The organism is Pseudomonas sp. FP818 (assembly GCF_030687335.1).
GTDB classification, from domain to species: Bacteria; Pseudomonadota; Gammaproteobacteria; order Pseudomonadales; family Pseudomonadaceae; genus Aquipseudomonas; species Aquipseudomonas shahriarae.
Genome location: NZ_CP117427.1, coordinates 483113 through 500536, shown reverse-complemented (window position 1 = coordinate 500536; position 17424 = coordinate 483113). Strand labels below are relative to the sequence as shown.

Below are 17424 nucleotides of genomic sequence, written 5' to 3'. Positions count from 1 at the left end.
TACAAAATGAACAGGGGCGCGATATTAGCACAGGGAAAAGCATCGACCGATTCAATCCTGGCGGTCAATGCCAGCCTGGCTGCAATGGCGCCTCAATAGGCATCTGTCACGTGGGAGGGCGCCACCGGGTCACCTTCTTCGAACTCCTTGGCGTGCAACCGCGCGTAGTAGCCATTCTTCGCCAGCAACTCGACGTGGGTGCCGCGCTCGACAATCTGGCCGTCATCCATCACCAGGATCAGGTCGGCTTTCTCGATGGTGCTCAGGCGGTGGGCAATCACCAGGGTCGTGCGGTTCTTCACCACATGGTCCAGGGCAGCCTGGATATGGCGCTCGGACTCGGTATCCAGGGCCGAGGTGGCCTCGTCGAGAATCAACAGCGGCGCATCCTTGAGCAGGGCCCGGGCAATCGCGATGCGTTGGCGCTGGCCACCGGACAGCAACACGCCGTTCTCGCCCACCAGGGTTTCATAGCCCTGGGGCATCTTCACGATGAACTCATCGGCATAGGCTTCGCGAGCGGCATGATGCACCGCGTCGGTGGGCGCGCCGGCCAGGTCGCCATAGGCGATGTTGTTGGTCACGGTGTCGTTGAACAAGGTGACCTGCTGGGTCACCAGGGCGATTTGCCGGCGCAGGTTACGCAGGGTGAAATCCTGCACGCGTACGCCATCGAGCAGAATCTGCCCCTGTTCGTGCTGATAGAAGCGTGGGATCAAGCCCGCCAGGGTGGATTTGCCGCTGCCCGAACGCCCTACCAGTGCGACCATTTGCCCAGGCTCGACGATAAAGCTGATGTCGTTGAGCACCTTCTTGTCGCTATCCGGGTATTGGAAGCTGAGGTTGCGCACTTCAATGCGCCCCGCCAGACGCTCATGTTCAATCACGCCCTGGTCAACTTCTACCGGCTCATCCAACTGCTCGAAAATACTTTCGGCGCCCGCCACACCCTTCTGGATGGTCGAGCTGACTTCGGAAAGCTGGCGAATCGGCTTGGGCAACAGGCCGGCCATGGTGATGTAGGCCACCAGATCACCCGGCGAGGCATCGCCACGCAAATACAGGACCAGGAACATGACCACGGCCATCGCACTGTAGGTCACCAACTGCAGCATCGGCGTGTACACCGCGCCGGTCTTGGTCATCGCCAGCTGCTTCTCGGTGTTGCTCAGGCTCGCCTGCTTGAAGCGCACCTTTTCATACTGCTCACCGCCAAAGCTGCGGACCACGCGGTAGCCGTGGATCGTCTCGGATGCCACATGGGTCACGTCGCCCATGGACACCTGGATTTTCTTGCTTTGCTTGCGGAATTTACGACTGGTGCTGTTCACCATCATGCCGATCACCGGCAGGATCGCCAGCATCACCAGGGTCAGTTTCCAGTTCATCCACACCAGGGTGCAGAACAGGAAAATCACGGTCATGCCTTCACGGATAACCACCTTGATCGCATCGGTGGCAGCACCGGTGACCATGGTCACGTTAAAGGTAATGCGCGAGATCAGATGGCCGGAGTTGTTCTTGTCAAAGAAGCGGTTGGGCAACTCCAACAGCTTGTTGAACAGCACTACACGCAGGTCGTGGACCAACCCCAGGGAAACCCGGGCCAGGAAGAAGTTGCCGAGGAACGAACCTACGCCCTGCCAGGCCGCGATCAGCACGATCATCAGCGGCACGGTTTCCAGCAACTGCAACTTGCCCAGATAGGGGTTGCCGGGGAACAGACTGGCCTCGGGGTTCGCCAGGCCATCGACGAAATATTTGAGGATATAAGCGAGCATCGGCTGGGTCGATGCGAAGATCAGGAACCCGACGATACTCAGGATGAACAGACCCACATAAGGCCGTACGTAAGTCAGGAGGCGAAAGTAAATCGCCAGCGTCGACTGGGTTTTCGGTTCAGGACTGCTCATGGGAATCCGCGCAAATCAGTAAGGCGCGGATCATATCACAGGCCTCTTCAGCCCAAAAAACATGAGCAGGGGCCAGCCTTGCACCAAGTCGGTTAAGATAACCGGCTATTGATGGGAGTCAGGCATGCAAGTAATCGATCACAACACCTATGAGGCACTGCGCGCCGGCGCGCAGGTGCTGGAAGCCGATGGTTCTGGCGACAAGGTGCTCCGGTTGACCGATGGTTGCATGCTCAAACTGTTCCGGCGCAAGCGCCTGCTCAGTTCGGCGCTGTTCTACCCGTATGCACAACGTTTCGCCAACAACACCCGCGCCCTGCAGCAACGGGATATCCCCTGCCCGCGCATCATTGCGGTGTATCGCATCCCCAGCATTGCGCGGGATGCGGTGTACTACAGCCCGCTGGCCGGGGAAACCATCCGCCAGTTGCAGCTTGCCAAAACCGAGGCCGACGCCCTGCGTGTGCGTCTTGGCAGCTTCATTGCGCAATTGCATGAGAAGGGCGTGTACTTTCGCTCGCTGCACTTTGGCAACGTGGTCCTGACACCGGAAAACACCCTGGGGCTGATCGACATTGCCGACCTGAGTTGCCAGACCGCCCCCCTGAGCCAGAGCAAGCGCCTGCGTAACTTCAGCCACCTGCGACGCTACCCTGAGGACCGCCAGTGGCTGCTGGGCGATGATGCCGGGCAAGCCTTTTTCGATGGCTATCGCCAGGGCTTGCCGGCAGGCAGTCAACAGGCGCCGTTGATTGAGCGCCTGCGGCAACTACTGGACTGATCTTACTGGGTGATGACCAGTACCGTGGCGCCTCGACGATTGGCGAAGCGCTCGACGATGCGCAGGTTGCGCTCGGCCAGCCAACTGGTGAGCCAGGGCTCGTTGCCGCGGGCTTCGATCAGGAAGTAGCGGAATTTATCCGCATAGGCCGGTGACATTGCCACCTCCCGCGTCAATTGCTTGAGCAGATAACCCCGTCCAGCGTAATAGCCGATACGACCATCATCGAAGTAAGCAGGCACATCCGGCTCGACATTCGCCGCCATCCAGCGCCCCGCCTCGACGTACTGGACCTTGCCCGGCCCGGTGGACACCACATTGGACAGCATCACCAATAGGCATATCGCCACCAGCGCCTTGCCCAGGCGCGGGAACTGCTGGGCAAACATCTGCAGCGCCATCGCCAGCGCTGGCACCAACAGCAGGTTCAAGAAGCTCATGTAGCGCATGTTCATGAACTGCTGCTGGATAAAGAACAACAACAATACCAGCAGGTACAACACCGCCGCCCAGGCAAAAGGCCGGTATTCATGCCAGTAGCGCTTGATCGCCTGCCAATTGCGGCCCCGTAAAAACGGCACGGCAAACGGACCGCAAATATTCACAAAGCTGATGGCCATGGCCGCCAGGATGCCAAAAAAGATGATGCGTCCGGCTTCATCCTGGGAGTACTTGTTGATCAGCGAGTTGGCGAACTGCTCGCGCAGCAAATCAAATGACGCCAGGACACTGCTCGGGTTGATCAGGTCCATATAGTAGGCAACGCGCGCCGATGAAAAACCACCCGTTGCCGTGACCAACACCATCCCCGCAACCACGCCGAGCAGCGGTAGCGCAATAAACTGCAGGAGTGCCAGGCGCCGCTCACGCACCCACAGGCCAGGCAACTGCCATAAGCCCAGCGCAGGCAACAGCAACAACGCTTCCAGCCGGAAGGCTGCCGCCGCGACAATTGCCAGGTGGATGGTTGCCGCACGCAGCCACCCCCCTCGAGCCTGCCAACGCATGGCCAGCCAGAGCGTCAGGGTGCAGAAAAACCAGAAGCCGAACTCACGCAGGATCTCACCGCGAAACTCGTTGAACGCCGGCATCGCCAGCACCACCAGGCAGGCCCAGGGCGCAACCTGCACCGAGCGCTGGCGAACGCAGTCAACCAGCAGGGCACAGGTCCCGGCGGCAAACAGCGAACACCACAAGTAAGCACTCAGCTCTATGGGCAGGGCTGTAACCGAATGGGTGCCCGCCAGGAGCAGGGAGAACCAGGGCCAGTTGAACAGGGCAAAGGCGGCTTTAGGGCCGTGGACGTGAGCGTCCTGGGCAATGGTCAGGTAGAACGCCGCATCACGCCCGACTGTCGCGGCGCCCAATACGGCGATCAGGGATAGCAGCAAACTCCCGAAAAATGCCACTCGAACGGGCTGTTCGACGACAACACTCAAAACCCGGGCCCACAATTTACTGCCGATACCAACCACACCCCCCCCTTAAAACCTGGCGTCACATCGTGTGCACAAGATTTGAAAACATATGTTCCAGAAAAACCACCACGCCACAAAAAAACCAACGCCCGGTCATTGCAATCAACTCAGGCGCTTCATAGGTCATTCCAGGCGTAGCGTAACAGGCTACAAAACGCTTACTTGAACATCAGCTGAAGCGCCTTGCGTGTGTACGACCAACGCGTCAGGGCGCGCCAGTCTGTACGTACCGCCTGGCAGTAAAACTGCCTGGCAAGCGTGTATTCACCAGCACTGAAGCAATTGCGAAACAAAGACAGGCAGCGCTGCGCGAGAAACGCACGGCGCAAGCCTTGCAACTCTGCCGGCATACGCACTGGCGAAAACACCTCGTCAACCAGGCTCACACCCGCCGCCACACTGTGCTTGATGTCATGCCGCAAGCTGTCTGCATGTTTGTAGATCAAGGCCAGCGGCTGGTCGATAACCGTGCAGGGCACGCGCGCCAGGGCCTGGGCAAACACCGGGATATCCTCGGCGTTGCGCATGCGCTCCGGGTAGTTGCCTACCGCAAAAATCTCCCGGTGCATGGCGCAGGCGCCATTGGAGATGGCGATGGTCTTGTCCAGCAAATACCCGCGCACCCGCAGATAAGGCGTAGCAGGCAACGGCTTGACGGCATGCAGGCGGCGCTTGCCATCTTCAAATACCGACCAGTGGCCACCGATGATCAGGCGGCTATCCGGGTGAGCAGCAATATGCTGCGCAACCAGGGCCAGGGCGCCCGGGGCCATTTCATCATCGGCGTCCAGGAACATCAGGTACTGGCCCGCAGACTCCTCAATGCCACGATTGCGCACCGAGGCCAGGCCGCCATTGGGCTTGCGCAACACCTGGAAGCGTCCCGGATGCTTGGCCAGCAGAGCGTCCAGCACCTGCGGCGTGTCGTCGGGTAGAGCCGTCATCAATCACCAACAACTGCGCATCGGCTTCGTCGAGTTGCGCCAGCACCGACTCAACCGCGCGCCCCAGGGTGCGCGCGTAGTTGTAGGCAGGGATGACGACGCCAATCAGTGCTTCAGTCAACGGCTTGCCCCTTCCACACCATCTTTGACGACCAGGATGTCTTCCATGATCAGGTACTGCAGGTCGGAGCCGAAGAACATGTTCAATGCGTCGGTCGGCGAGCAGATCATTGCTTCGCCACGGCGGTTGAGCGAGGTGTTCAGGGACACACCGTTGCCGGTCAGCACTTCCAGCTCTTTCATCATGTCGTAGTAGCGCGGGTTGTACTCGCGCTTGAGCACCTGGGCGCGGGAGGTGCCATCTTCATGGACCACTTCCGGCACGCGGGTTTTCCACTCTTCGGCGACTTCAAAGGTGAAGGTCATGAACGGGGCCGGGTGATCGACCTTGATCATCTGCGGGGCCACGGTGTCGAGCATCGACGGGCAGAAGGGCCTCCAGCGCTCGCGGAACTTGATCTGGTGGTTGATCCGGTCAGCCACGCCCACGGCGCTCGGGCAACCGATGATCGAACGACCGCCCAAGGCGCGCGGACCGAACTCCATGCGTCCCTGGAACCAGGCTACCGGGTTGCCGTCGACCATGATCTGGGCGATGCGCTTGGGCATATCGTCGATCTGGCGCCACTTCGGCTTGCTCGGGTGCTTGGCACACGCGGCAATCACTTCTTCGTTGCTGTAGGACGGGCCGAGATAGACGTGCTCCATCTTCTCTACCGGTACCCCACGGGCATGGGACACATAGGCCGCCGCGCCCACGGCGGTGCCGGCATCGCCGGACGCCGGCTGCACGAACAGCTCCTTGACGTCATCGCGGGCAATGATCTTCTGGTTCAACTTGACGTTCAACGCGCAGCCGCCGGCGAAGGCCAGCTTGCCGGTTTCCTTGAGGATATCGCCCAGGTAATGGTCGATCATCTGCAACGACAGCTTCTCGAACAGAGCCTGCATGCTGGCCGCGTAGTGGATGTACGGCTCGTCGGCGATATCGCCTTCGCGCTTGGGGCCCAGCCACTCGATCAGTTTTGGCGAGAAGTAGAAGCCCTTGCCCTTCTCTTTATAGCGGCGCAGGCCGATGACGTTGGCATAGTCGGTGTTGATCACCAACTCGCCATTTTCAAAAGAGGCCAGGCGCGAGAAATCGTACTTGCTGGCATCGCCATAGGGTGCCATGCCCATGACCTTGAACTCGCCGTCGAGCATCTCGAAACCGAGGAACTCGGTGATCGCGCCGTACAGGCCGCCCAGGGAGTCCGGGTCGTAGAATTCTTTGATCTTGTGGATCTTGCCGTTCTCGCCATAACCGAAGAAGGTCGTGGCGTACTCGCCTTTACCGTCGATCCCGAGGATCGCGGTCTTCTCCTGGAAGCCCGAGCAGTGATAGGCGCTGGAGGCGTGGGCCAGGTGGTGTTCAACCGGTTCGATCTTGATCTTCTTCGGATCGAAGCCCAGTTGCTCCAGGCACCAGACAATCTTGTTGCGATAGCGCTTGTAGCGCCGGTTGCCCATCAGGATCGCGTCAAGGGCGCGGTCCGGGGCGTACCAGTAACGCTTGGCATAGTGCCAGCGAGCCTCGCCGAACAAGCTGATCGGGGCAAACGGGATCGCCACCACATCAACGTCGGAGGGTTTGATGCCAGCCTGTTCCAGGCAGAACTTCGCCGATTCGTAGGGCATGCGGTTCTTTGCATGTTTATCACGTACGAAGCGCTCTTCTTCGGCCGCCGCGATCAGCTTGCCGTCGATATACAGGGCTGCGGAAGGATCATGGCTAAGGGCGCCGGACAGGCCAAGAATCGTCAATGCCACTGGGGTCTAGCCTCTTTTAGTCTGCATGCAGGCGCTGGCGCCTGAAAAATATGTGCCCCTCGCCTCGGCGAGAAAAGCTAAAGGGCGGGATTATAGCTTAAAAGCGGCAAAACGCCTCTAGCCGCAAATGGCAGGGAGAAACAAGAGGCATCATCGGAAAATCTCGATACTGCCATCGCGGTTCTGTCGGTAGACGGTGTAGGGCAGTACCAAAGTATCGAGGACACCCGACAGGGCAAAATCAATGGCAATCCAGGGTACCGAGGCAATCTGCTGGTCTTCCAGGCTTTTCTTGCCGTTGGGTTCGCCATTCAGGGAGCAGAAGTCATACACCACCCCGCTGTAGATACGGGGCACGCTCTCGCAGTGGCTGCGCAGGTCCTTGAGTTTCTGGCTGGCTACTGCGTCTTCGCGAAACACCGTGTCGAGGGTGCCGCAGGCGGTGGTCGAAAGGACAATGGCGGCAAGCAGCAGAATATTTGTAGGATTCACGGGCAACCCTCTTTGGCATGGGGCGGACAGCCTAACCCAAGATGGCGTAAGACGAATATGCCGGCATTTTGCGGGAATATTCGTCGGAAACGCCACGCAGAATCGTTAAACTCGCGCCCTTTTTTCCGCGCCCGCGCTGCGCGTCATAGAAGTTGGTTCGCTCATGAAAGTTGTTGCTCCCACCTGTTTTGCGATGTTGCTCCCCAGCCTGCTGGGCCTGCAGCAAACGGCCCTGGCCGAAGAGGCCCCACTGATTCTCGACCCCAGTGTGGTGACGGGCTCGCGTAGTGCCAGCCGCAGTTTCGACCTGCCCTACTCGGTGGACAGCATCAGCCGTGAGCAGATCAGCGACGGCCAGCTGGGCATCAATGCCTCGGAAGCCCTGTCCCGCGTGCCGGGGCTAGTGGTGCAGAACCGCCAGAACTATGCCCAGGACCTGCAGATTTCCTCCCGTGGCTTTGGCGCGCGCTCGGCGTTTGGCGTACGCGGGATCAAACTGATTGCCGATGGCATCCCCGCCAGCACCCCGGACGGCCAGGGCCAGGCCGCCACCTTCAACCTCGACACCGCCGACCGCATCGAAGTCCTGCGCGGCCCGGCCGCCACCCTGTATGGCAGCAACGCCGGCGGGGTGATCCAGATGTTCTCGCGCAACGGCGAAGGCCCACCCCGTATCGGCGCCGAAACCCTGGTCGGCAGCGATGGCCTGAACAAGCATCACCTCAGCGCCGAGGGCGCGGTGCAGGGCGCCGGTTTTGTCCTCGATGCCTCACGCATGGACACCGACGGCTACCGCGACCACAGCAGCGCCCGCCGCGACCAGACCTTCGCCAAGCTCAACCTCGAGCCCGATGACGACAGCAAGCTGGCCCTGATCTACAGCAGCCTGGAGCAGAACGGCACCCAGGACCCGCTGGGGCAGACCTGGGCAGGCTACAAGGCCGACCCGCGCTCGGTGAGCAGCAATGCCCTGGCGTACAACACACGCAAGAGCATTGATCACCAACAGGTAGGGATGAATTACGAGCGGTACATTGGCGATGCGACATTGCAGGTGAATGCCTACACCGGGCGCAGGAATGTGATTCAGTATTTGTCGATTCCAAAGTTCACGGTGAACGGGGGGCTTAACCCGGCCAACGAACGCGGCGGTGGCGTCGTGCAATTCGACCGCAAGTTCTACGGCGGTGGCGTGCGCTGGATGCAGCCCATCGACAGCATGCCGGGCGAATTGATGATCATCACCGGCCTGGACTTCGACCAGAGCGAAGATAGCCGTCACGGCTACAAGAACTACAACGGCAACACCCTCGGCGTGAAAGGCGAATTACGCCGCAATGAAATCGACACCGCCCGCAGCCTTGACCCGTATATCCAGGCCAACTGGGCCATCGACCGCTGGACCCTGCAAGCCGGGCTGCGCCACAGCACCATGGAAATGGACGTCGATGACCAGTTCCTGAGCAATGGCGATGCCAGTGGCAACAAGACCTACCAGAAGAACACGCCGTCGATGAGCGTGATGTACGCGTTTACCCCTGAGCTGCACGGCTATGTCAGCGCTGGCAAGGGCTTCGAAACGCCGACCCAAGCCGAAATGGCCTACGCCCCGGGCGCCATCGAAGGTTTCAACTTTGGCCTGAAGCCGTCAGAAAGTACTCAATATGAAGTGGGTTTGAAGGCGCAGGTGAACAACAGCACGCGGGTCAATGCCGCTGTGTTCCAGATCACCACCGAGGATGAGCTGGTAGTCGCACAGTCCAATGGCGGACGCACCAGCTACCAAAACGCCGGCCGCACCCTGCGCCGTGGCTTTGAGCTGGGTATCGAAAGCCAACTGAGCGAACAGTGGAGCGCCAACCTCGCCTACAGCCGCCTGCAAGCCACCTACGACAGCAACTTCAGCAACAGCGGCAAAACCGTGGAGAAGGGCAACTACCTACCCGGCGTCCCACAGACCACGCTCTTTGCCGAACTGAACTGGAAACCACGGGACTGGGTCAGCACCGCCGTCGAAGGCATGTACCGCAGCAAGATCTATGTCGAAGACACCAACCAGAAGCATGCTGCTCCGGCTTACAGCGTTTTCAACTGGCGTGCACGCTTTGAACAGAAAGTCGAACACTGGACCTTTCACCAGACCCTGCGCCTGGACAACCTGCTGGATCGCCAGTACATCGGTTCGGTGATTGTCGGCGATGGCAACGATCGTTATTACGAAGCCGCGCCCGGCAGGTCGTGGTATGCGGGCGCAGGAGCCCAGTACAGCTTTTGAGTGATAAAAACCAATGGGCAAATAACATTGCCCATTTGGCTCCCACATTAATAACAGAAACTTCCTATAACCCGCCCCCTACACTTTGAAAAGTACCCACCAAAATTACAAAGAACCACAAACAAAAATACCCACTCAACTTTTAAGCAATCATCCATCAGCTTTTAATTGCCACTCCCCATTGGCTCCGTAAACCAGTTCATGATCTATGGGCTCTCGATAGGGATCACCAAAGTTCACATAACTGCCATCACCTTTGCCATTAGAGGCGGTTGGCTGCCATTCCTGGGTATCGGCGTTAAAAAATTCGGCGTCATCACCAGCGGTTGTGTCCTTTGGATTGCGCACACCCGACTGCACTTTATCTATTGGGCTTGTTGGATTCACCGGATCTATCGGCTTATTTTTACCGGCCAGATCACTGTAAAAAGAAAACGGATGAAAGCCTGTTATCGAAGTCATTTGCACACTCCCGGAATTAACATTTCGACCATTCAACAAACATCTATATAAGATATTCTTATCAAGCGTCGATACAACCTATTAACCCCAACAAACAATGTCCAGAGCACTACTTAATCAAAATATTAAGTAATGCCCCTTGCCTTCGAAAACACTGTGATTTCCCAGACCTGAAGAAATCGCTACGACTTATGACGGCCTCACGCGGATCACCCAACTAACTCGCTCACCTTGGGCAAGCGCTGATCAATCACACGATACAAAGCACTATCAACCGGCCAGTTGCGCATAAACCGCGCACGGTCCTTGGCAAACGCCGGTGCGAAGCTGCTCAGCGAGCCATGCTGACACATCGAATCCAGATCAATCAGCACCCAACGCCCTCCTTGCCAGAACAGGTTGCGCCCCTTGAAGTCGCCATGGCTGATCCGCTCGCGAATCAGCTCGCCAAACAGGCGATCCAGGGCCAATAGCTCAGGCTCGGGCACCTCGCCGCTGTCCACGTAAGGGGCCAGGTGTTCGATCAGGTCGGGCCCGGACAGGTGCTCGGTGACCAGATAAGCCCGGCTGCGCAGCCAGAAAAAGCGTCGCTCCAGAAGCGCCAGGGGCTTGGGCGTGGCAATCCCCAGGAATGTCAGGCGGTTGCCTTCGCTCCAGGCGTGCCAGGCGCGGCTGGGCCTCCAGAAGCGCCTGAGCCAGTGCATAAAACCCTTGATGTTGTAGCGCTTGATCACCAGCGCTCGACCCGCAGCATCAACCCCGGCCACCGTGGCCGAGGCGCCGGCCTTGTACATTTGGCCCTGGTCGACAAGCCTATCGACGTTTGCCAGTACCGGCAGCAGGGTAGCTTCTTCTTCACGCCGGATGGCGCGCAGCCCAAAGGCCCCGCGCACTACGCTGAACAAGGTGCACTCACGGCCAATCTTGCCCATGAAGTCTTTCAGGCGCCAGGCGCGCACTTTGCGCACCTGTTTTTGCAAGGCTTCCAGGGGCAACGCGTGCTCGCCGTTGCTTAACAGGTAGTGCACCAGTAATTCTTCGGTAAACGGTTCGAGGTCGCTCGGTAACTGGGCAAAAAACACCCCGAGGTTTTCCAGCACCCGGTTACGTGACAGGGGTTTACCCGCCTGTTCGACGCAGATCCCCCCCCCGTCGATCAAATACAGCTTGTCAGCCTGACGCATCAAGTTGTCCAGGTGCAGATCTTCCTGCCACAAACCCTTGGCGTGCATCTGGGCAATCGCACCCAGCGCTTCGGCCAGTACCGCCTGTTGCTCATCGGCCAAGGGCGGCAAGGCTTCGACTGCCGCCCAGGCGTCGGCCAGGCTTTGGGCCCCTTCCAGAAACTCGAACAGCAGCCAGCCACCCTCACCGTCTTGCAGGCCGTCGGCGAGCAACAGCGGGGTAGTGAGGCCTTGCTCGGCGAGCAGGCGCACGCCCTGGAGTTCGCGCTGGAAATGTCGCGCGGCGTTGCTACCCACCAGCAACTTGGCCAGCACCGGCCGGCCACGCCAGATGGCCGCGCCCACATAACGCTGGCCGGGCAACACCCGCAACAGGCTCAGCAGTTGCAACTGCCCAGGGCCCGCTGCATCCGCCAACTCAATACTCAAGGGCAACGTGGGCGTACGCCCGGCGTTTTTGAGCTCAGACAACCGCATCAGCGGGCCTCCTTGTGACTGCGCCGCCCCGCCAGGTACTGCGCCCAGGTATCCACCAGCGAACTGTCCTCCGGCTGGTCGAGGTAGGCCGCCAGGAATTGCCGCACCTGCGCTGCCGTCCATGCGCCAGCACGGCGCAGCAATGGCTCAAGGTCTTTGACCCGATCACGCCGGCCCAGCAACAGCGGCCGGGTTTTTTCCAGGTCGATCAACTGCGCTGCGTAACCGTCGCCGGTGGCCTGCAGGAAGATATGTTTGGGGTAAAAACAGCCATGCACCTGGCCGACGCCATGGAGCTTGCGCGCCAATTGGCCGCAAGCCACGAGGATCGCGTGGTGCTGGGCGGCACTCAGGGCCGGCCACTGCTCGAGCAGTGAGTCCAGGTCATTCCAGCCATCCAGCGCGCGGGTCAGCAGCAAGGCGCGGTATTCGCCGGCAACCTTGCGCTCGCCATAAAAAGCGGCCTGCAAGGCCGGGATCGCCTTCTGCCGATAGCGGCTGATATTGCGAAACTCACGGGCAAAGGTCGGCTCGCCAAAGGGCCGATGCAGGGTGCGCGTCAGGTAGTTGCTCTGGCGCTTGAGGTAATAGCCACGGCCTTCGAGTTCCAGGCGGAACACACTGCTCCAGCCGCCGCGACTGGTGTTGGGCTCATCCACTGCGTCCAGTTGCCTAGCCCACAGGGCGTCGAAGTCAGCCAGGCCATTGCGCTCCAGCAAGGCCCGATCTTCAGTTGCCAGGAAGTCATTCATTCGCGTCCCTCGAAAAACTTCAGCACATGGCGAATCCGCTGTTTATCCGACGTATTCAGGTGCTTGCGCCGACAATATTGCATGTAGAAGCGTAGGCGCTGGGTGGCCGACAAGTGGTATTTGGCAACCTTGTCCAGGCACGCCAGGTCCTTGGTGATCCGGTACTTGAGCCAGAACCCGCGCCAGAAGTCGCCGTTGGGGCAGTCGATCAGGTACAGGGTCTGCTGGTCGTCGATCAACAGGTTGCGCCACTTCAAATCGTTGTGGGTAAACCGGTGGTCGTGCATGGTCCGGGTGTATTCGGCGAGCTGGCGGCTGACCTTGTCGACCCATACCGGGTCGGACAATTGCGGATCCTTGCGTTCAGCCAGGGCCGCCAGGTCTTCGGTGCGGGGCAACTCGCGGGTGATCATCGCCCCACGATCATAGGCCAGGCCCTTGCGCTCCAGGCCCCAGGCCACGACTTCGGCCGTGGGAATGCCCCACTTGGCGAAGCGCTTGAGGTTCTGCCATTCGGACTTGACCCGTGGCTTGCCCAGGTAACGCCGCAACCCCTTGCCGGCGCCGGTGTAGCGCTTGACGTAATAGTTGACCCCGCCGCGCTGCACACGAATGACTTCGGACAGCGGATCACGGGTCAGCCGCTCGCCTTGCAGGGCAAACACCGCATCGAGGCTACCAAAATCGTCCACAAGCTCCGAGTAAGCAGGTTCCAGGTTCCAACCCGCCATCAGAGCGCACCTCCGTACCGGACTTTACGGTCATAGAGCTTGCTGGCCTTGCGCTCCAGCCACTGCAGCAGCGCGCCTTCCTCGGCCAGGATCTGGCGCAGGGGTTGCTGGAAGTAGCCTTTGAGGAAGCGCAACTTGTCGCGGCGGGTCAGGCCGATATCCAGGATCGAGAAATACAGGGCCGCCAAATCCTTGTTGCGCCAGCGCTGACTGATGCGCGGGCGCACTTGGGCACGGTGCAGGTCGATCACCGACAGTTTGAAGTCATCGGCCGTCACCGGTTTGTCGGTGTGCAGCAGGAAGTGGCAGATGTAGCAGTCACGATGGTTGACGCCAGCGCGATGCATCATCCCGGTCATGCGGGCCACTTCGGCAATCAGCGCGCGCTTGAGACGCGGCTCGGGTGGCTGCTTGAGCCAGTCCATGCTCAAGTCTTCCAGGCTGATGGTCGGCGCCAGCTCTTGGGTGACAATAAAGGAATGCTGGTCGGCCGGGTTGGCGCCGCGCTCGCCGTAGGCCACGGCGGTCATGGTCGGTACGCCCACTTCATGCAGGCGCTGGATTGCCTGCCACTCCTGCCCGGCGCCCAGCACCGGCAGTTTGGCGGTGAACAGGTTCTTGAAAATTTCACCCCAGCCGATGCCACGGTGGATTTTCACAAAGTAGCCGCGTCCATCCACCTCGGTGCGCAAGGTGCGACGGGCTTCCAGTTCACGGTAAACCTCACCCTCCAACAGCTCGACTTCGGCGAACGCATCGCGCCCGGCCCAAAGGCTCTTGAACGGTTCGGCAAGAATCAACTTCATCAGTGTTGCTCCGCCAGAATTACATCCGCAGCGTGCTGCGGCATGCTATAGAGGTCGGCCGTCTCGGCGAAGGCCAGACCATTGCGGCTCCAGGCCGCACGTTGCTGCTGATCACTGAGCATCCCGGCCAGGTACTGGTTGAGCTGGGCCTGTTCGAAAGGCTCGTCCAGCACACGCCCGCAATCAGCTTCGCTGATGTAATGGGCATAACCACACACCGCTGTGACCAGTACCGGCAACCCGGCCACCAGGGCTTCGAGCAGCACGGTCCCGGTGTTTTCGTTGTACGCCGGGTGAATCAACAGGTCGGCGCCCAGCAGGAAACGCGGGATATCACTGCGCCCCTTGAGGAACTGCACATTGTCGCCCAGGCCCAGGGTAGCACTCTGCAATTGGAATACTTTGGGGTCGTCCTGGCCAATTACAAACAGGCGGGTGCGCTTCTTCAGGTCTGGCGGCAGTGCGGCCAGCGCCTTGAGGCTGCGGTCCACGCCCTTGGTCTTGAAGCCCGAACCGATCTGCACCAGCAGCAGATCGTCGTCCGCGAGGTTGAATTCGGCACGGAAGCCGGCGCGGATCTCGGCCGCATTCGGCGGCGCCCGACGGTCCTGGGCGATGCCCGGTGGCAGCAGGTGGAAGCGCGCCAGCGGCGTGTCGTAGTGTTTGATAAACAGCGGCTGCTGGACCTCGGAGATCATCAGCACTTGGGTCTTGGCCTCCTTGGCAAACACCGCGCGCTCGTACTCGGCAAAGTGCCGGTAGCGGCCAAAGCTGCGATACAGCGAATGCCGCAGGTTCTGTGCCTTGTCCTCAAAACAGCCGTCTGCCGCGTAGTACACATCCAGGCCGGGCATTTTGTTGAAGCCGATCAAGCGGTCCACCGGGCGTTTGGCCAGGTCGGCCTGCATCCAGGCGGTCAACTTCTCGTTGCGCCGATGGTTGAAGAACGCCTTGACCGGCGCCACCAGCACTTCAAAACCGGGTGGCACGTCGCCTTCCCAGATCAAGGTGTACACACGAATCTGGTGACCGCGCTGCTGACACTCCAGGGCGATGCGCATGAAGTCGCGCTGCAAGCCACCAAAGGGGAAATATTTGTACAGTACAAATGCCAGTTGCATCAGTGCAGCTCCTCAGCCAATAACAACGTGCTCAGTCGGCTGGCCACACGCTCAGGGTTCAGGCGAGTAAAGCACAGTGGCCACTCGCGCTTGAGATCAAACCGGCGCTGGTCTTCAGCGCTCGGTTGGTAGGTGCATTTCTTTTGCAGGCAGGGCGCGCAGGGGAAATCGCTGCCCAGATGAATCTGCGCCTTGCCATAGGCACCGGTCAGGCCCGGGTTGGTCGGGCCGAACAGGGAGATCGTCGGCACATCCAGCGCAGCGGCCAGGTGCCCGAGGCCGGTATCCACCGCCACACAGGCCCTGGCGCCGGCCAATACCCGCGCCACACCGGCCAGGTTCAGCTTGGGCAAGACTTCGGCATTGGCCAGGCCCTGGGCCAGGCGTTCGGCGCGGGCTTTTTCGGCGGCATTGCCCCACGGCAGTTTCACATCCACTCCCAGGCTGCCCATGCGCTCGGCCAGCTCGCGCCAGTAGGCTTCGGGCCAGTGCTTGGTGTCCCAGGTGGTGCCGTGCAGCAGCAGCACAAAAGGCTTCTTAGGCGGCAGGCCGAGCAGTTTCTCAGTGCTCAGGCCGTAATCCCCAAGGCCTTTGGGCAGGTCATAGCCCAGGGCCACGGCGAACAGCTGGCGCAAGCGCTCCACCGCATGCTGGCCACGAGCAACCGCCAGGCGCCGGGAATAGAAGCGCGCAGCAATGGGTTCGCGAGCTGAATCTCTGTCAAAGCCCGCCACCGGCGCCCGCACATAGCGGGTCAGCCAGGCGCTTTTAAGCAGGCCCTGGGCGTCGATTACCAGGTCGTATTTAGTCGACTGGATCTGCTTCTTGAAGCGGCGCCACTCGCCACTCTTGAAGGTCTGCCAGAGGTTCTTGCGCCAGCGGCGAATCGCCACGGGGATCACCTTGTCCACCGCCGGGTGCCAGGTGGGGATTTCGGCGAAGCCTTCTTCCACCACCCAGTCAAAGCGAATCCCCGGGATCGCCCGGGCCGCGTCGGTCAATGCCGGCAAGGCGTGGATCACATCGCCCAGGGATGAGGTCTTGATTACCAGTACCCGCAACTCAATGAACCTCGACCACGTTGCCCTGCAAACGCTGCAAGGCTTCGGCTACCGCATCGGGCAGCAACTGGCGCAGGCAATTGTAGTGGCCGAAACGGCAGGTGCGGTCAAAGCACGGGCTGCAATCGAGGCCCAGGCGCACCACTTCGACCTTGTCGGCCAATGGCGGGGTAAAGCCCGGCGAGGTGGAGCCGTACACCGCCACCAGCGGGCGGTTCAGCGCGGCGGCCACGTGCATCAGGCCGGAGTCGTTGGACACCACCGAGTCGGCGCAGGACAGCAGGTCGATGGCCTCGGCCAATGACGTATCGCCACTGAGATTGACCGCTTCTTCGCGCAGGCCGGGGATCAGGCGCTGGCGGATATCCTCGCCCACCGAGTGATCGTTTTTCGAGCCAAACAGCCAGACTTGCCAACCTTCGCGGATTTTCAGCTCGGCGACCTTGGCGTAATGCTCCGACGGCCAGCGCTTGGACTCGCCAAACTCGGCGCCTGGGCACAGCGCCAGCACCGGCCGATCGAGGCTCAGGCCGAACTTGGCCAGGGCCGCGTCGCGGGTGACCGGGTCGATGAGCAGGCTCGGCCGTGGATACGGCGTCGGCAACTCGGCATTGGGCGCATAGGCCAGGGCCATGAAGCGCTCGATCATCAGCGGGTAGCGGGCCTTGTCGAGCTTGCGCACGTCATTGAGCAAGCCATAGCGGAACTCACCGCGCCAGCCGGTACGCTTGGGGATGCCGGCGAAGAACGGCACCAGGGCCGACTTCATCGAGTTGGGCAGCAGGATCGCCTGGTCGTACTGGCCGGCCAGAGACTTGCCGATCCGCCGCCGGGTCGCCAGCTCCAGCGCGCCATGGCCGAGCGGGAAGCTCAAGGCCTGCCGTACCTCGGGCATGCGCTCCAGGATCGGCCGGCTCCACTCGGGGGCGAGCACGTCGATTTGGCAGTCGGGATGACGCTGTTTCAGGCACTGGAACAGTGTCTGCGCCATTACCATGTCACCGACCCAACTGGGCCCAACGATCAGAATATTCATGTAGTTTCCACAAACGATTCGGGGAGGCTCATGCCTCCCCGC

At 60.5% G+C, this 17424-nt stretch carries 14 protein-coding genes and 1 pseudogene; 2 read left to right on the top strand and 13 right to left on the bottom strand.

Annotated features, from left to right (window positions below):
- Positions 1-92: 92 nt before the first annotated feature.
- Positions 93-1913, bottom strand: a complete 1821-nt coding sequence (gene msbA / locus PSH80_RS02150; RefSeq protein WP_120731370.1) for a lipid A export permease/ATP-binding protein MsbA — start codon at positions 1911-1913, stop codon at positions 93-95.
- A 124-nt stretch (positions 1914-2037) separates the two neighbouring features.
- On the opposite strand from msbA, the gene PSH80_RS02145 reads away from it, so the two are divergent.
- Positions 2038-2694, top strand: coding sequence for a phosphotransferase (locus tag PSH80_RS02145; protein ID WP_169989278.1), 657 nt, complete (start codon positions 2038-2040; stop codon positions 2692-2694).
- 2 nt (positions 2695-2696) lie between these two features.
- Here the strand turns inward: PSH80_RS02145 and PSH80_RS02140 are convergent, their stop codons facing one another.
- The 4 genes and pseudogenes from PSH80_RS02140 to PSH80_RS02125 form a co-directional block, all read right to left on the bottom strand.
- Entirely contained in the window at positions 2697-4085 is a 1389-nt protein-coding gene (locus PSH80_RS02140) for a hypothetical protein (RefSeq protein WP_305419000.1), read from the bottom strand.
- A 245-nt stretch (positions 4086-4330) separates the two neighbouring features.
- Positions 4331-5237, bottom strand: a pseudogene (locus PSH80_RS02135) (glycosyltransferase family 2 protein).
- On the bottom strand, positions 5234-6985 hold the full coding sequence (locus PSH80_RS02130) for a carbamoyltransferase (protein WP_305418997.1): 1752 nt from the start codon (positions 6983-6985) through the stop codon (positions 5234-5236). The pseudogene PSH80_RS02135 and the gene PSH80_RS02130 overlap by 4 nt, the downstream one beginning before the upstream one ends.
- A 150-nt stretch (positions 6986-7135) precedes the next feature.
- Positions 7136-7477 carry a YceK/YidQ family lipoprotein gene (locus tag PSH80_RS02125; protein ID WP_057437310.1) on the bottom strand — a complete coding sequence of 114 codons (342 nt, stop codon included), beginning with the start codon at positions 7475-7477 and terminating at the stop codon, positions 7136-7138.
- 163 nt (positions 7478-7640) lie between these two features.
- Here PSH80_RS02125 and PSH80_RS02120 point away from each other — a divergent pair, with 163 nt between their 5' ends.
- On the top strand, positions 7641-9752 hold the full coding sequence (locus PSH80_RS02120) for a TonB-dependent receptor (protein ID WP_305418995.1): 2112 nt from the start codon (positions 7641-7643) through the stop codon (positions 9750-9752).
- A 150-nt stretch (positions 9753-9902) separates the two neighbouring features.
- Here the strand turns inward: PSH80_RS02120 and PSH80_RS02115 are convergent, their stop codons facing one another.
- The 8 genes from PSH80_RS02115 to waaF all read right to left on the bottom strand — a co-directional run bounded on the left by PSH80_RS02115 (position 9903) and on the right by waaF (position 17382).
- Positions 9903-10214, bottom strand: coding sequence for a hypothetical protein (locus tag PSH80_RS02115; protein WP_282405192.1), 312 nt, complete (start codon positions 10212-10214; stop codon positions 9903-9905).
- 209 nt (positions 10215-10423) lie between these two features.
- Positions 10424-11875, bottom strand: coding sequence for a lipopolysaccharide kinase InaA family protein (locus PSH80_RS02110; RefSeq protein WP_120731362.1), 1452 nt, complete (start codon positions 11873-11875; stop codon positions 10424-10426).
- Positions 11875-12627 (bottom strand): lipopolysaccharide kinase InaA family protein, encoded by a 753-nt coding sequence (locus tag PSH80_RS02105; RefSeq protein ID WP_120731360.1) that lies wholly within the window; start codon positions 12625-12627, stop codon positions 11875-11877. Before PSH80_RS02105 ends, PSH80_RS02110 begins: the two co-directional genes overlap by 1 nt.
- Positions 12624-13358 (bottom strand): lipopolysaccharide kinase InaA family protein, encoded by a 735-nt coding sequence (locus tag PSH80_RS02100; RefSeq protein ID WP_057958119.1) that lies wholly within the window; start codon positions 13356-13358, stop codon positions 12624-12626. Before PSH80_RS02100 ends, PSH80_RS02105 begins: the two co-directional genes overlap by 4 nt.
- Positions 13358-14164 (bottom strand): lipopolysaccharide core heptose(I) kinase RfaP, encoded by an 807-nt coding sequence (rfaP, locus tag PSH80_RS02095; RefSeq protein ID WP_057958118.1) that lies wholly within the window; start codon positions 14162-14164, stop codon positions 13358-13360. The genes PSH80_RS02100 and rfaP overlap by 1 nt, the downstream gene beginning before the upstream one ends.
- Entirely contained in the window at positions 14164-15285 is a 1122-nt protein-coding gene (locus tag PSH80_RS02090) for a glycosyltransferase family 4 protein (RefSeq protein WP_115127231.1), read from the bottom strand. Before PSH80_RS02090 ends, rfaP begins: the two co-directional genes overlap by 1 nt.
- Entirely contained in the window at positions 15285-16346 is a 1062-nt protein-coding gene (waaC, locus tag PSH80_RS02085) for a lipopolysaccharide heptosyltransferase I (protein WP_057437702.1), read from the bottom strand. Before waaC ends, PSH80_RS02090 begins: the two co-directional genes overlap by 1 nt.
- A gap of 1 nt (position 16347) precedes the next feature.
- On the bottom strand, positions 16348-17382 hold the full coding sequence (gene waaF / locus PSH80_RS02080; protein ID WP_115127229.1) for a lipopolysaccharide heptosyltransferase II: 1035 nt from the start codon (positions 17380-17382) through the stop codon (positions 16348-16350).
- Between the last annotated feature and the right edge of the window lie 42 nt (positions 17383-17424).

Excerpts from the sequence above, each read along its gene's own strand:
- msbA (WP_120731370.1), bottom strand. The coding sequence starts at position 1,913 with ATGAGCAGTCCTGAACCGAAAACCCAGTCGACGCTGGCGATTTACTTT.
- PSH80_RS02145 (WP_169989278.1), top strand. The coding sequence starts at position 2,038 with ATGCAAGTAATCGATCACAACACCTATGAGGCACTGCGCGCCGGCGCG.
- PSH80_RS02120 (WP_305418995.1), top strand. The coding sequence starts at position 7,641 with ATGAAAGTTGTTGCTCCCACCTGTTTTGCGATGTTGCTCCCCAGCCTG.
- PSH80_RS02115 (WP_282405192.1), bottom strand. The coding sequence starts at position 10,214 with ATGACTTCGATAACAGGCTTTCATCCGTTTTCTTTTTACAGTGATCTG.
- PSH80_RS02110 (WP_120731362.1), bottom strand. The coding sequence starts at position 11,875 with ATGCGGTTGTCTGAGCTCAAAAACGCCGGGCGTACGCCCACGTTGCCC.
- PSH80_RS02105 (WP_120731360.1), bottom strand. The coding sequence starts at position 12,627 with ATGAATGACTTCCTGGCAACTGAAGATCGGGCCTTGCTGGAGCGCAAT.
- PSH80_RS02100 (WP_057958119.1), bottom strand. The coding sequence starts at position 13,358 with ATGGCGGGTTGGAACCTGGAACCTGCTTACTCGGAGCTTGTGGACGAT.
- rfaP (WP_057958118.1), bottom strand. The coding sequence starts at position 14,164 with ATGAAGTTGATTCTTGCCGAACCGTTCAAGAGCCTTTGGGCCGGGCGC.
- PSH80_RS02090 (WP_115127231.1), bottom strand. The coding sequence starts at position 15,285 with ATGCAACTGGCATTTGTACTGTACAAATATTTCCCCTTTGGTGGCTTG.
- waaF (WP_115127229.1), bottom strand. The coding sequence starts at position 17,382 with ATGAATATTCTGATCGTTGGGCCCAGTTGGGTCGGTGACATGGTAATG.